Here is a 14877-nt window from a genome sequence, read left to right as displayed (position 1 = left end):
CGTTCTGAACTTCATGACGTTTCGGGAGACGAAAGAGCCGTCTGGTACGCAAGAATGCTTGCCGCGACCGGAGGGTCTGTGTTCTCCTGGTGGTCTTCGGGGAGCACAGTACAAGGAGGTCGGGTGTCGTTCTACAGGGTGAAGCTGCATCGCAGCGAGATCCTCAGTCTCCCCGTTCCGTCCGACGCGTGCACCGAGGACAAATTCACCGAATGGTGCGAGGAGAAACTGGCCGACGGAGGTCGACTGGCTGTTGATCTTTTCTCCGGCGCAGGTGGTCTGAGCCTGGGACTGGAGCAGGCCGGTTGGACCGTGGTCACCGCAGTCGACCACGACAGGCGTGCCGTCGAAACCCACAGGGCGAACTTCCCAGGCCTATCCCTCGATGTCGACCTTTCCGACATCGAGGCGCGGACGAAGCTCATCCAGCTGCTCAAGCAGACGAAGGTCGATCTTGTGGCAGGCGGCCCTCCGTGTCAACCGTTCAGCCGAGCCGGACGCAGCAAGATCCACAGTCTCGTCGAGCACTCCGGACGCGACCCGCACGATGCACGCAAAGAGCTCTGGCGCGCCTTCCTCGATGTCGTCTTGGCGGTCAAGCCACGTGCCGTACTGATGGAGAACGTGCCAGACATGGCGTTGGGCGACGATTTCCGTGTCGTGCGCGAGATCGTCGAGAACCTGGAGAACGTGGGTTACCACACGGACGTCCGCCTGGTCGACGCGTGGAAGTACGGAGTTCCCCAACACCGGAAGCGTCTCATCGTCCTTGCCCGGAACGACCACCACGAGTTTCCCTGGCCTGCTCCCCAGAAGAAGGTCACCGTTCGTGACGCGATAGGAGACCTTCCGGTCCTGCCCGAGGATGATCCCGTCGGTGACCGGCGCCTGCCGTATCGTGGAGGGACCCCTACCTCCGAATTCGCCCAACGGATGCGCGCAAAGGAAGACAGCGGTTACATCTGGGACCACATGACCAGACCGGTCCGGCCCGATGACCTAGAAGTTTTCAAGCTGATGGACCACAGGACCCTGTACTCGGCCATCCCCGCGGAACTGCGCCGCTACAGCGCGGAGACCTTCGACGACAAGTACAAGCGACTCGACTGGAATGACCTCAGCCGCTCCATCACCGCTCACATCGCCAAGGACGGCTACTGGTACATCCACCCCGAGCAGCACCGAACGATCACCGTCCGTGAGGCTGCCCGGATCCAGACCTTTCCCGACCACTTCCGCTTCGCCGGCACCCGAAGCGACGCGTTCCGCCAGATAGGCAACGCCGTGCCACCAGAACTGGGCAGGTTTGCAGCCCAAGCCATCGCCCCGGACAACACCCACCAGGAAGAGCTGTTCTCCTCCCCGAACCGTTGGGCACTCATCCACAGGCAGCTGTCGGAGTGGGCCACCGGGCAGAGGGAAGGAGCGAACTGGTTCTACTTCCCCGGACCGGACACGACAGCGACCGTGGCCGCCGTCGTGACCCTGCTCAGCCGCGGTGGCCGAACCGACATCCGGCACATGGCTCCCGCCCTGCACCCTCTCAGGGGACTGGGAAAACTCACCCAGAAGGAGTACCGCGCGCTCGTCGAGGCGATCGACGACCCCAAGGTCGCGCAACGCTTGGGGCGCCTGTCGGCTCTGACCGCGAAGCAGAACGTGTGGAGAGATCCCGCCGTTCTGGCGGAGACACTCGCACTACATCCGGCAGAGGAGGCCCTGCTCACGCTGCTCAGTGACCACGACCTCATGCTTACGTCACAGCTGTCCCTCCGCGTGGCGGCCAGAGTCTCGGGCAGCGACTCCGACAAGACCAACCGACTCACCGACGGCCGCGTGGACATCGCACGACTGATCGGTGGAGGAAAGGCCGCGCCACTTCGCATGGCCGCGCTCCGCGTGCTCGGTCTGACAACGTGCCTTCCGAACGAGCCACTCTGCGGTACCTGTCCGTTGTCAAGAACGTGCGCGTTCGCCCTCCAGGAACGCCCGGGCACCGCAACTCTCTGGTAGAAGCCTCAACCGGAGAAGTTCTCAGCCCCTCTGGCTTCGCGGGCCACACGCTCGGCCGCGACCTGCACGTCACGCTTGATCTCGCACTCCCAGACACGAAGCACACGCCATCCGGCCTCCTCCAGAAGGGAGTCGTTACGCCGGTCCCTGGCCTGATTCGTTTCGATCTTCTGACGCCACCGACCGGCGTTCGGCCCCCTGAACTCGGCGGGGGAATGGTCGGGACAGCCATGCCAGAGACAACCGTCCACAAACACCGCCAGCCTCCAACGTGGGAGCACGAAATCGGGGGTGCAGCGGGGAACGATCTGCGGATGCAGACGGAACCTGAGCCCAAGTCCATAAACGGCACGGCGTAGCGCGATCTCCGGCCAGGTGTTTCGAGTGCGTCTTCCCCGAAGGTGGACACCTTTGTCCGTCGCCTCCCATTTACGACTATCAGGCGCAACAGCACCGTTCATGTAGGTTTCCTCTCAAATACGAATGTGCAAGGCACATTCCGGACCCCGGCAGAATCCGCGATGAGTGGAAAACTGTCGGCCCAGGTCCGTACCATCACTCTCCGACGGACAGGTTTTTACCATGTGACGTCCCAACTTTTGATGGTCCACCAACACGGCGAGGGTTCTCTGGTGAGTGAGCGGGACAGTCTTGTTGAAGCTCTCGTGGCAGAGGCACTCGGGCCTCGGGGGGGACCCACGGAAACGCTATCCTCCGACGAGGACCCTCTGGACGAATACATCGTCGGCGTCCTTGCTCCGGCCTCCTTGTCCCCTGCGGAACTTGACGCATACGAGGAACTCGCAGGTGAGGACGGGTTCGGAGCGGACGACGACGAGGAGTCCGATCCCGGTGTTCCGAGCCGCTCCACTTCCGTCGGGTCCCCTTCCCTGAAGCTGGATCCGATGTCACGTCCTGCATCCATGGGGATCTCACTGTCGGTCGAGACCTCGGCATCGCCGGTCCTGGACGTCTGTGTCACGTGGGCACGGTACGCGAGAGGCGACGACACCGCCTGGCAGCGCAGGCCGTACGGACAGATCTGGCGCAACGTCGACTGCTCCGAGGAGCCGGCTCTCAGCGACCCGCGGGACCCCGGGCTCTCCGTGCGGATCCGAAGCCGGAGGGACAACCAGACCGGAACGTGGCAGGTGTCGTGCTTCATCGTCAACGACACACAGGTCGACACTGCGTCCCCCCATGGCGAGCATCACGTCTACCAGCCGCAGATCCGGATCCGGTGCGGAAACGGCCGAATCGTGTCGGTTGAACGCCAGCGAGCGTCACACGACCCCGAAGAGGAAGGACTGACCCTCCTCTACCAGGACCGTCCCGCCCTGGCCCGGGGCCACTTGTGTTCGGCGCTCTGGAGGTCCGTGGATCCTGAGCGACCCCACCCCACCGGTCTGCGCGGCACACGTGCCCCCTTCGTCTGGTCGGACGGAGAGCACCTCTTCGACGCCGGGACCGTCGCCGAGTTTTCGCCCGCGGACGTCCGCTCGGAGTTCGTCCCCGTCGTACCGGTGAACGCACCGAACAAGGCATGGCCACAACACGTGGGCGTCACACCGGAGTTGAACCCGGACAGGCTGTGCGAGCTGGTCGACGCCGTGTCCCTCCGCCAGGCGCTCGTACCCCTCACCGATGGATACGAACGGTGGATCAATCTCCTGGAGAAGCAGGCTGGGCACCCCCTTCAGGGAACACCGGCCCACGAACACATTGCAGGTTGCCAGCGGGCTCTCAGCCGAATCCGAGACGGCATCGATCTTCTCCACGACGACGAGGACGCACGCCTCGCCTTCTGCTTCGCGAATCGGGCGATCTCCCTCCAGTCGAAGTGGACGAAGGGGAAGACCAACCCTTGGTGGCCGTTCCAGCTCGCCTTCCTGCTGATCAACCTGCGTGCGATGGTGGAGGAGACACACCCGGACCGGGAGACCTGCGACCTGCTCTGGTTCCCGACCGGAGGCGGGAAGACCGAAGCGTACCTCGGGCTTGCAGCCTTCACCCTCGCCCACCGGCGACTCCAGGCCCGGCGTCACAACAGCCCGTGCGGCGGAGCCGGAGTCACGGTCCTGTCCCGGTACACCCTTCGACTTCTCACAATCCAGCAGTACCGCCGAGCACTGGCTCTCGTGACCGCCTGCGAGTACCTCCGTACGTCGGGACCGGCCGGCAACAGAGGCTGGCGCCCGAAGGGTCTCTCGAGCCTGGGCGACCTTCCCTGGGGCACACACCGGTTCTCGATTGGCCTCTGGGTCGGTGGCGGCGTCACACCTAACGGACTCGGCGACTTTCAGTACAGGGACAGCAACAACAAGCTCGTCAACAACTACGGGGCGATCTCAATCCTCGACGGAAAGAAGGGCGAGGGCGAACCGGCCCAGATCCTGAACTGCCCTGCATGCCGATCCACACTCGCGCTCCCGGCCGACGGCATCCGGGGCGGAGACTCCACGACGCTGCACCTGGTGATGGGCGACATGGATCCCCTCCGGAGACCCGATCCCCAACAGCTCTCACAGGGGGAGATCGAGGTGACCTCCGTCTCGTACACCCCACACCAGAACGCCTCGTTCACAACGGTTTCGATCACCTTCGACGTTGCCGCGGACGTTCCCAGCAACCTGATCGACAATTGGGTCAAGGATCACGTCCGTAGACAGTTCGGTGACGACTGCCACAGCCTCTACGCCCGTGCTTCCAGGTCCGGTTACTTCATCAGGCAGGCCCTTTGGGGCAGGGGTGACAAGGACATCGACTTCGATATCTTCTGCGCGAATCCTGCCTGCCATCTCAACACCGACATCAGCTGGAGTGAAACCACCGAGTTCGGCGACTGGCCCGTGCCAGAGGCCTTCGATGACGGAAACCGTCGGTCCACCCACTGCCCCATCCCTGCCTTGACGGTGGACGAGCAGGTCTACGCCCGCTGCCCGTCTGTCATCGTCGCTACGGTGGACAAGTTCGCGCGTCTTGCCTACGAGCCACGGGCCAGTTCTCTCTTCGGCAACGTGAACCAGGTCAACGAGCATCTCGGCTACTTCCGCGCAGGAGCCCCTCCTACCGGCCCAGCCTCCCGACCTGAGCGCCCTCGACAACTGCCCCCGCAGGGAAGGAACGTGGCGGTATCCGGCTTCCGGCCACCGGCCCTGATCCTCCAGGACGAGCTTCACCTGATCGAGGGCCCCCTGGGAAGCATGGTCGGGCTCTACGAGACCGGCATCGATCTCCTCTCGAGCGACCACAGACTCGACGTGCCGGTGAAACCCAAGTACATCGCCTCCACCGCAACGGTCCGTCAGGCGGAGGAGCAGGTGCGGTCCCTGTTCGCCAGGAATTTGGAGGTCTTTCCCCCACCAGGCATCAGAGCCGAGGAGTCGTTCTTCTCCTGGGCGGAGTCGTCCCATCCACTGAGCCACCAACAGCCAGGACGGCTCTACGTGGGACTCGCGGCTCCGGGCCGTGGCGCACAGACGCCCCTTGTACGAACATGGTCCCGTCTGTTACAGGAACCCGCGGACCGGCGCGCGGCAGGAGCACCGGCGAAGGACCTGGATCCATTCTGGACACTCGTCGGCTACTTCAACGCCATCCGCGAGCTCGCGGGAGCCGTGGCCCTCGTTCGTCAGGACATCATCCAGCGCCTAGCGAGCATCGCCGCGAACCCACGCAAACTCGTCGAAACCGACGACCCCATGGAGCTGTCCAGCCGGGCGGACTCGCTGAACCTGCCCGCCATGCTGGAGGACCTCGCCGTGTCGCTCCATGGCAATCGGGACCCGGTGAACGCAGTGGTGGCCACCTCCATGTTCGGCACCGGTGTCGACGTCGACCGACTCGGCCTGATGTTCGTGAACGGGCAGCCCAAGACCACGTCGTCGTACATACAGGCGACCGGCCGCGTCGGCCGGTCCACGGGTGGACTCGTGGTGACGTTCTACCGGTCCTCACGCCCTCGGGACCTCAGTCACTACGAGTACTTCGCCAGCTATCACAGCACCCTGTACCGTCACGTCGAACCCGTAACGGTCAACCCGTTCGCCCCCCGCGCACGGGACCGAGCTCTCGGCCCCGTGGCCGTGAGTATCCTGCGGCAGGCTGCGTTGCTTTCCGACCGAACTGGACCGGTCACGGTGAACCAGCGCTGGCGACTCCAGCAACGGTTGCAGAAGGGCTGGCACTGCGGGGCCGAGGAGATGAGGACCGCGCGAAACGACGCCGACGTGGAACTCCTTCCTCAACTTCTGGAGGAGCGCGCCGCCCAGCAACCCGTGCTTCGTCGTCCCCCTTCGGGAGACACGGCGGAGCACGCCGCCTCCGAACTGGACCGCTGGCAACACCTCGCCGCCCAGAGCGGCGCAAACCTGCTGTTCCACGAGAGCACGACCACCCGGACACCGTCCCACCCGGTGGTCTTGGGCGACCTCGCCCACCAGGTGGCGGGTCTCGGTGAGGCGTACGAGAACGCCCCCAGCTCCCTTCGCGAGGTGGAGGCCACCACCACGATCAGAGGAAGGAGCTGAGGATGTCCAAGTCCTACCAGGTGATCCGCCCGTCCCAGTTCATCACTACCTTCGGCCCCGGCAGTATCGTCGAGACGCCGTCGGGACCGGTCGTACTCAAGTCCATGGACGCGCTCTTCACCTCGATACAACGGCAGCCTCACGACTTCGAGATCATTGACGACCGGCTCTCCAAGGGCAGTCTCGACGGCCATCGGATATCGAGAATCCCCACGAACGCGGAGATCGGCGAACCCACCGACAACCCGATCTATCCCACGTTCCAGTTTCCCTACTGGGCACTCTGCGGCCAGCACCCGGCATACCAGGTTTTGTACGAAGTCAGCAGCGGTTGCCCCGAATGCCCTCGGGCGCAGGACTGGCAGCTTCGCCAGAAGGGTGGTCGAGAGGCAATTCGTTTCGTGACGGCCTGCGAGGCCGGCCACCTCGACGAGGTTCCGTGGCGCAATCTCGCCCACCCGAACACAAAGCCCTGTGGAACCCGCCACTACCGCTGGTACGGGGGTGGCCGAGCGCTCCGGCTCGTGCGAATCGAGTGCCCGACATGCAGGATCCCGGTCAGCTTCGGGACTGCCTACGGACGTCAGTGGAAGTGCAGCGAACGACAGGCGGAACTCGGTAACCGCCCTGAGCAGAGTGCCTGCAGCCAGCCTGCAACGATCGTGCAGCGTGGCGCCGCCAACCTTCGGATCTCAGAGATCGTCACTGCGCTGACCATCCTTGACATGCCTGCCCGGCTCCATGACCTGCTCGGAAACAGAGGTCTCCTGTCACGTGTCGACGTCCTCGTCGATGCAGATCTCCTCAACCACTCCAGCCTTCTCGCACAGGCGAAGAAGGCGGGAGTTGCCCCGGACGACGTGGACTACCTCGCCCGAACCCCCTGGTCGGAGACCAAACTGGCTCTGGACCAGCTTCTCGGCGCTCAGCCCACCGGACCCAACGCCGTACGAGATGCCGAACTGGGACGGCTTCGCGAAGGTGTCACCAGCGGGGCGCCACTCGGGACCGAATCCCAGAGGGCCGGATCCCCCCCACTCTTCGAAATTAGGCGCGCCGACGTGCGGTCGGTGACAGGACCCCAAGGTCGACTGACTTTCCGTGTCGCTCCAGTCAGCAGACTCCGCATGGTGATGGTCCAAACCGGCTACCGGAGACTGGCCCCCGAGACCGGGCAGATCATCTCCACCGCCTTCAAGGATCGCGGGATCACCTGGTACCCAGGAGTTGAGCAGTTCGGCGAGGGGATCTTCATCGATCTGGCTGACACACCTCTCACCCTCACCGGCCACAGAGCCTCCCCCTGGCAGGACCGCCACATGCGAGGAGAACCCGACGACCTCGTCCAGCACCCGGTACACGTGTGGTGGCACAGCCTTTCCCACCGCCTGCTCTGGGCTCTCTCCGTCGACTCCGGCTACTCCTCAGCTGCGATACGCGAACGCGTCTACGTACAAACGGAGAACAACATCGTCGTCGGCAGCGGGCTTCTGCTCTACACCGTCCAACCCGGCGGGGACGGAACGATGGGCGGCCTGATCTCTCTTGTTAACCGCTTCGAGCGCGTCTTGGAGCGGGCGCTCCAGGACGTAGACACCTGTTCCAACGATCCCCTCTGCGAAGAGGCTCCCCTGTCCGGGGCGGACGGTGCCGCCTGCTACTCCTGCCTCTTCGCTTCGGAGACTTCGTGCGAGCACCGTAACCACGGACTCGACCGACTTCTCCTAGTGGAAAACCTGCCGTAGCGGTACCGGAAGGAGGTCGGTGTGGCCGCCGGCCACACCGACCTCAGTTGTCCGACTTGTAAAAGTCCACGTACTTGTTGTAGGCGAGTTCGTCGCCATGGTGGCGAATGTTGTCCCGGACGTCAATCACGAGGCACCTCTCGGTTCCCTTGAATCGAGGACCCCGCATACCGCGACCGATCATCTGGGCGTACAACACCCGACTCGTGGTGGGTCGGCCGATCACGAGAGCACCGACCTTGGGGGCATCGAAGCCCGTGGTGAGCACACCGAAGTTGCAGAGCACGGAAATCCTGCCCGCACGGAAATCCTCGATCATGGCACGCCGGGTGGTGGCCCTGGTTTCACCGGTGACCACTTCGGCCGAACGTCCCTTCCGGCGCAGGAGGATCGACATCGCTTCGGCGTGCTCGACGGTGCACCCGAAAAATAATGTTGGGCATTCATCCGGAATCTGCATCAATCTGGCGAACAGCGCTCTGTTACGCGCCTCCGACTCTCCAATCTCCTGGAGGAAACCTGAGTGGAAGTCATGAAACTGCTCGAAGTGCTCAAGAAAGCGCCGATCATGTCCCATGTCGAAGCGAGGCGCCGCATGCTCCAGTACCTCGTGCTCCACCATGGAAAGCACTCCACGTGCCCGTAGTTCTTTGATCGGGTTGGCTCCCAGCGACTCCGCCCTGAGGAGTCGCTCATGGAACATCCCTGCCATACGCCGCGTCTCCCCGTCGTCGCTCCTGAAGGGGGTCGCGGTCAGACCCAGCAGAGGGGTGTTCGATTGAGCCGATGCGGACAGGTCGATTCCGAGAAAACGCAGAACGTCCCTGTAGCTCGGTGCATCGATCCTGTGTGCCTCGTCCACAACGACCGCGCCGAGCTGCTCGCCGAGCACTTTGAGAGCAGCGCGCTTCTCCGAGTCCGCTTCGCGAACAGCAGCCTGAAGTTTCTGGATACTCGCTACGACAACATCAGACTTGTCCGGAACGGGAGCAGAACTCCCCCAGAATCTGGCAATCTCCAGATTCTCCCGCACCGGGTCGGAACGGTGACCAAGGTCGATCCAAACCTCTCTGAACGCCTGTACTGCCTGCTCACAGAGCTCCTCACTCTGTGCGATCCACAGCAGAACCGGTCGGTCCGCCCGTGCGATACGCCAGGCGACCAGGCTCTCCACTGCCGTACGCGTCTTGCCTGCGCCCGTGGGCATCGTGAGAACACCGCGGTTGTTCCCGGCCTGCCCACCGAGGACCTCTACGGCCTGGTCCTTCAACTCGGATTGGAAGTCAGTAAGGTCCGCCAGCGGAACAAAAGGCTGCACCTGTAGGGTTTCGGGTTCCTTGGGGGTGCCCGAAAGACCGGCGAACACTGCTGGAATGTCCAGTTCCCGGACGAAGTGCCGGGGCCAACTCTTGCCCGAATGCCACTTCCGTTTGGCCACCGTATCGGCCTGCTTCGTCACGCTCCCCCGCACAGGAGCGCTTCCCTCGTAATCTGCCAGACGGTCACGCTGATCAGGCGTCGCCCTCAGGTACAGGACTTTCCTGACCTCCTGTGACTCCAGGAGGGACAGTCCACGACGGTCAACGATGAACTCCGCCAGCTCTCCATCGGCAAGCTTGGTCCGCGGTCGACCTGCGGTCGTCACCCGCTCCGCGGCGACAACCAGCGTTTCGACCGTTTTCCGACTCCTGCCCTTGCCGTTCCGGTCGAGCGACTCGACCACATTACGGAGATCGGAAGTACTCAGACGCTGACTGAGGATCTCCACCATTCGACCCCTGTCCCCGTCGCCCAGCTGTCCGAAGACCTCCACTGCCACCCCTTCTGCAACGTTCCACGTCTCTACCGTCGAGGACGCCCTCAACTAACCCCCAACAGAGGTTGGGAACTTGTTATAGCAGGTTGAAAGCCATTTGTCTGCAATGAACGGTTCAAAGCGTGACACCGACCCCCAAATAGATCATAACAATTCGGCAGCAGAGAGCGAATGGTGACGATCATTTACAAGTCTTCTCATCAGCCAGTCGATCCATCCCCCGCGATTCGATAGTTGAATCGAGTAGGATGGAGATCATCGCTCGCAGGCTGCCATCCCTCCCAGATGCGGAGCCGTCCCCCTTCCGGATCGGGCACTTCACCGCCATCGTCGATGCGCGTGATCTGATCCACTACGACCAGGTTGGTCGGATACGCGCGAGCGTGGTCAATCTCATTGGCGGTCAGCTCCACAAAGTTGGCGACGCCCGTTGATCCCTTGACTTCGATGTGAAGCACTGTGGCCTCCCGAACGGCATGAAGGTCGTAAGACCTCCGGGCACCCACGTCATCGACGTAGTACCCCAGGCTCACGTAGGCGCGATAGCCTGCTTGACCGCATGTCTCTCAATCGCCCGGCGAAGCCGGGCGTCCTGAATGTACTGAGGGTGTCTTGGGGGTCCGAGTCGCCCCTATGCGGAACTTCACTTCGGTGCACAGGCGATGGCTGGGTGATCGCGCCGTGGTGTGCCTCATTCCGCATGGCTATGCCCGTCCCGCACCCTGAGGCCGGCAATGGATAGTGTGATTGCTCTCGCGATCGGAACTGGGAAATACACGGGATGATCTTGCGCACCCGTACACCACGCAGGCTATTTCCCCAGCTTACGCTGCCTGAGCGGGCAAGACAGCTTCCGCTCTCCTAATGCGCGTGTTACTGGTTATGTTGCCGAGTTGTGTGCTTATGGGTTATCAAGATGACGGCGCTCCGCGCCGCCACCCGCTCCGCCCAACCGGGCGTGCGGCGTGGGCGCCGGTCTTGGCCGGCGGCGGGAACGCGGGCCGCCCGCCGTACACCGCGCTCGCCGCATGAGAGGGTCACTCACTGCCGTAGGCCGCGCCGTCACCAATCACCCCAACTCGCTGCGCATCAGTTCTATACGCCTCGGTGGGACCGGTCCGACCGGGAGATCATCGTGGTTCCAGCCTGGAGGGGCCTGGGTGGCCGAAAGGAAGCCATACTGCCCTGCCATCCATTCTGCCCTGATCAAGCCCAGCAGGTTAGGCAAGGTCGCGGTCGTTCGTCGACTTCACAGCACATCAGCGTGATCAGTCCTCAACCGAAGCGTCTTTATCGCTAGCTACAGCATGCGTCGCCAGATAGCGCCTCTCGCCTTCGGGTGTCAATTTCCAGCACCAGTTACCAGTTTCAGGGTGCGTGAATCTCTTCATGTATTCAAGTGCACTGAATTGAATCAAAATAAGGCGCATAGACTCGGAAGACACGGAGAGCCTGTCGGGAATAGGGCGCGGAAACGCTGTGTCAATAGGCTTCAGCTCGCCATCGGGGATAACTTCCTCAAGTAGCTCCTGGAGGAAATCTTGGCTGGAACTTTCCTCGTAGATAGCATTCGACAGAATACCGAACAACTGATCCCAAGTAGGTTCCCATGTAGCGCCGTACGTAGCCGCCCCAAAAATGTCATCGCTAAATACCGCCGAGCAAGATATATTGGCCCTCTCACTCCCGCTTGCGAATCGATATGTTGACGTCTTGATCGATGAGAGTATTTTGGCCTTTTCGAGCTCCATCTCAGCGACCTGCACGCGAAGATTGCTGAGTTCCTGCAGCATGGCCTGTGTAGCAGCATGTCTTCCTCGGACCCACCCCTCGGCGGGATAGTCCTTCATTAGGCGGACCAGGCTCCGAGAGACGACGGATCCCAGTTGCTCTGGGGTGCGCCAGAACTTCACAAGTTTTTTCTGAACCTTGGCTTTGAGATGTTCAAGCTTATCGGCCAGGGCCATATCGACCTCTGACCGCGACACTGGCAAAGAGGTCGGGTTTTCATGCAAGAAAGATACGATAGGCTTGCCAGTCGCGAGAGCATAGTCATATTCCTTTTCGGTGTAACTAATACCCTCATCCGACAATGATCCGTAGCGATTGCCCAGTACCAGTAAGTAGTAATCACAGTCATCGATCACTCGCTTAATCAGCGTCCATGCGTCGACGTTTGTGGCGGGAAATAGCTCCATTCCTGCTGGCATACAGTCCAACTCCAAGAGAGCTTGCATAATTTCCCGTCTTTCCTCTACGAGATCACGATAGGTTGAGCTGATGAAAACCTGGGGGCGACGTTCCATGTAGCACTCCATCTATATTTGTGTTGACTTTCTTCGCATCGCCGCATGTGGCACTTCTGGCCACCGTCTCGGAGGCATTAGCTGTGCAACTCGAGCCTCGTTGAGTATCAGGGTTGTCACAACTTCCCAAGGCTTTAAGATCTCATATGAGGCCCTGGCCTCGCTACGGAGCTGTGTTCTGAAGTTTCTACCACCTGCATGCCGTCTGGGTGACGAACTTACGCGACAACCAGCATGGATGGCGCGAACCCTTGGTCGGAGACGAACTTGGGTCTTTAGCGCTTACCCCCGACCACCCCAGTGGCGACGAGGGCGTCCACGCTGCTGATGAGGCTTAGACGGTGACTCATTTGGAAAGTCAGCGGTTGCAAATCAAAGGCTGCTGCGATGGCCACAAAGGATGCGAAGTGGTCGGCCCGGCGCTCGTAGCACCGGTGGCGGCGACGGCAACCTGCCAGCCACGATACCGTGCGCTGGACGACCCACCGATGACGTCCCAGCCGCTGACTGGACTCGATCCCGCGGCAGGCGATGCGCGGGACGATGCCTCAGCCGCGCAGGAAGGAGCGCAGGTGCGAGTAGTTGTAGCCCTTGTCGCCGTGGAGCTTGCCCAGCCGGCGGCGTCGCGGCCCGCGGCGGGAACGAATCGGCGGAATGCCGCGCACCAGCGGCTCCAAGACCTTGCTGTCGCGAACGTTCGCGGCGCTGATCACAACAGAGATGGGCAGACCGGTCCGTTCGGTGATGAGGTGGATTTTCGACCCTTCTTGCCGTGGTCGACAGGATTCGGGCCCGTCAGCTCCCCCGTGGCAGCCCGCATGCTCACCGAGTCTCGCGCACCGCGACCAGTCCAGTTCACCCCGCGCGCCGAGCTCGTCCAGCAGGACCCGGTACAGCTTGGCCCACACCCAGGAGGCGCTGAACACCCGGCGGCAACTGCCGCCAGGCACACCCGGTGGTAGCCACGTACACAATCGCCGCCAGAATCACCCGTTCGTCAACCCGCCGCCGTCCACCACCCTGCGGCCACCTCGGCGCCGGCGGAACCACCAGCTGGAACAACTCCCACAACTCATCAGGTACAAGCCGTCGAGGGAACGCATCCACGATCGATCTAACGACCGATCTCCAAGTGAGTCATGGTCTTAGGAGAGCTCTCCGTGGCCGTTCCTAGCTGAGCGCCGTTGCGGGATATGCACGGGATGAAGCCGCTGGCCGAGCGGTTGCCGAAAGGTTCCAGTGCAGGTTGGAAGGACAATGGGCCTGATGGTCGGCGTTCCACTTCTAATCCGACGGTCGCAGGTTCGAAGCCTGCAGGGCGCCCTCCAAACCAGGTCATCTACCCGCTGACCTGGTCTTTTTGCTTGATCGACATCGCCACCTGCAGCCAGATGCCACCGAATGCAGCCCCGGGCGGGTGCGCCCAGGATAGATGCGGGACGAAAAGTGCGGCGTTTGCCCAGCTCAGGCACACAAAAATGAAGAGCCACGGGATGATCACGACCCTTCGAGGATAGATCGTGCGCCCGCTTCTTGAAACCGGCCTGCGCCGCTACGGCAGGACAGGTACGGCCGGCGGGGCGTCGGTCCAGCCGACTTCGAGCATGGTCCGGGTGCCGCCGCTCATGCGCGGCGGCACCGGGCCGGAAGGCGTCCGGCCCGCGGACGTCCTGCGGTACACCGAGCCGGACACCTTCCAGACGTTCATCCCGACGCGGGCAGCAACGGCCTGGCCCTCAGCCGGGACGGCGGCACCCTGCTGGCCGCGACGCACGACCAGCGCAGCGTCTCCTTCTTCCGCCTGTCCGACCGGACCCGCGGCGTGGTCGCCTCGTCCTACCAAGGCCGCGCCTGCTACTCACCGAATGACCTCACCGTCGGAGCCGACGGCACCGTCTACTTCACCGGCCCCGACTTCCAGCGCGCCAACCGGGCCGACCAGATGTCCGGCCGCACCGGCGCGTTCCGGGTCAAGAACGGCGTCGTCTCGCTGATCGACGACCCATCCGGGAGCCGAACGGCATCGTGCTCTCCCCCGACGGCGAGACGCTCTACGTCGGCGGCAACGGCACGGGCCGGATCTACAAGTGGCCCGTCAACCCGGACGGCAGCGTCGGCGCCCGCGCCGACTTCGCGTCCCTGAACGGTTCGGGCGGCGCGACCATCGACTGTGCCGGCAACCTCTCGACTGTGCCGGCAACCTCTACCAAGCGTCCTTCAACGACGGCAAGGTGCACGTGTACGCACCGTCCGGCGCCCAGCTCGGCACCATCTCCGCCGGGCTGAACACCACCAACGTCGCCTTCGGCGGCCCCGACGGCCGGACGCTGTACATCACCTCGGGCACGCCCTCCCGAGGCGGGAACAGCGGCAACTTCGGCCTGTACCGCGTCCGGCTGAACGTCCCCGGCTGGCCGTACTGATCTTGCGCCGCTCGCAGGGCGGGCCCTGCGAGCGGCGCAAAAGAC

11 protein-coding genes and 1 pseudogene are annotated in these 14877 nt (G+C 62.9%); 5 read left to right on the top strand and 7 right to left on the bottom strand.

Annotated features, from left to right (window positions below; genetic code table 11):
- Nucleotides 1–123 precede the first annotated feature (123 nt).
- Nucleotides 124–2013: a DNA cytosine methyltransferase gene (locus ABZT47_RS15665; protein WP_354841432.1), complete on the top strand. Its 1890-nt coding sequence runs from the start codon at nt 124–126 to the stop codon at nt 2011–2013.
- Nucleotides 2014–2018: 5 nt separating this feature from the next.
- On the opposite strand, the gene ABZT47_RS15660 is transcribed toward ABZT47_RS15665, so the two are convergent.
- Nucleotides 2019–2474 carry a very short patch repair endonuclease gene (locus tag ABZT47_RS15660; RefSeq protein WP_354841429.1) on the bottom strand — a complete coding sequence of 152 codons (456 nt, stop codon included), beginning with the start codon at nt 2472–2474 and terminating at the stop codon, nt 2019–2021.
- 171 nt (nt 2475–2645) lie between these two features.
- Here ABZT47_RS15660 and drmA point away from each other — a divergent pair, with 171 nt between their 5' ends.
- On the top strand, nt 2646–6542 hold the full coding sequence (gene drmA, locus ABZT47_RS15655; protein WP_354841426.1) for a DISARM system helicase DrmA: 3897 nt from the start codon (nt 2646–2648) through the stop codon (nt 6540–6542).
- 2 nt (nt 6543–6544) lie between these two features.
- On the top strand, nt 6545–8287 hold the full coding sequence (locus ABZT47_RS15650; RefSeq protein ID WP_354841423.1) for a DUF1998 domain-containing protein: 1743 nt from the start codon (nt 6545–6547) through the stop codon (nt 8285–8287).
- Between the two features lie 43 nt (nt 8288–8330).
- Here ABZT47_RS15650 and ABZT47_RS15645 read toward each other — a convergent pair whose 3' ends face one another.
- From ABZT47_RS15645 to ABZT47_RS15620, 6 genes and pseudogenes are all read right to left on the bottom strand, one after another.
- Nucleotides 8331–10100: a DEAD/DEAH box helicase gene (locus ABZT47_RS15645; RefSeq protein ID WP_354841420.1), complete on the bottom strand. Its 1770-nt coding sequence runs from the start codon at nt 10098–10100 to the stop codon at nt 8331–8333.
- Between the two features lie 203 nt (nt 10101–10303).
- Nucleotides 10304–10636 (bottom strand): DUF3883 domain-containing protein, encoded by a 333-nt coding sequence (locus ABZT47_RS15640; RefSeq protein WP_354841417.1) that lies wholly within the window; start codon nt 10634–10636, stop codon nt 10304–10306.
- Nucleotides 10637–11371: 735 nt separating this feature from the next.
- Nucleotides 11372–12409, bottom strand: a complete 1038-nt coding sequence (locus ABZT47_RS15635) for a DUF4062 domain-containing protein (protein WP_354841414.1) — start codon at nt 12407–12409, stop codon at nt 11372–11374.
- 358 nt (nt 12410–12767) lie between these two features.
- Nucleotides 12768–13516: pseudogene (locus ABZT47_RS15630) on the bottom strand (IS5 family transposase).
- Nucleotides 13517–13748: 232 nt separating this feature from the next.
- On the bottom strand, nt 13749–13910 hold the full coding sequence (locus ABZT47_RS15625) for a hypothetical protein (protein WP_354841411.1): 162 nt from the start codon (nt 13908–13910) through the stop codon (nt 13749–13751).
- Between the two features lie 51 nt (nt 13911–13961).
- Nucleotides 13962–14183: a hypothetical protein gene (locus tag ABZT47_RS15620; RefSeq protein WP_354841408.1), complete on the bottom strand. Its 222-nt coding sequence runs from the start codon at nt 14181–14183 to the stop codon at nt 13962–13964.
- A gap of 230 nt (nt 14184–14413) precedes the next feature.
- On the opposite strand from ABZT47_RS15620, the gene ABZT47_RS15615 reads away from it, so the two are divergent.
- Together ABZT47_RS15615 and ABZT47_RS15610 are read left to right on the top strand one after the other, a co-directional pair.
- Entirely contained in the window at nt 14414–14695 is a 282-nt protein-coding gene (locus tag ABZT47_RS15615) for an SMP-30/gluconolactonase/LRE family protein (protein WP_354841505.1), read from the top strand.
- Entirely contained in the window at nt 14578–14832 is a 255-nt protein-coding gene (locus tag ABZT47_RS15610) for an SMP-30/gluconolactonase/LRE family protein (RefSeq protein WP_354841502.1), read from the top strand. Before ABZT47_RS15615 ends, ABZT47_RS15610 begins: the two co-directional genes overlap by 118 nt.
- Nucleotides 14833–14877 lie beyond the last annotated feature (45 nt).

The organism is Sphaerisporangium sp. NPDC005289 (genome assembly GCF_040607455.1).
Taxonomy (GTDB): Bacteria; Actinomycetota; Actinomycetes; order Streptosporangiales; family Streptosporangiaceae; genus Sphaerisporangium; species Sphaerisporangium rhizosphaerae.
This window is presented reverse-complemented; position numbering and strand designations above follow the sequence as displayed.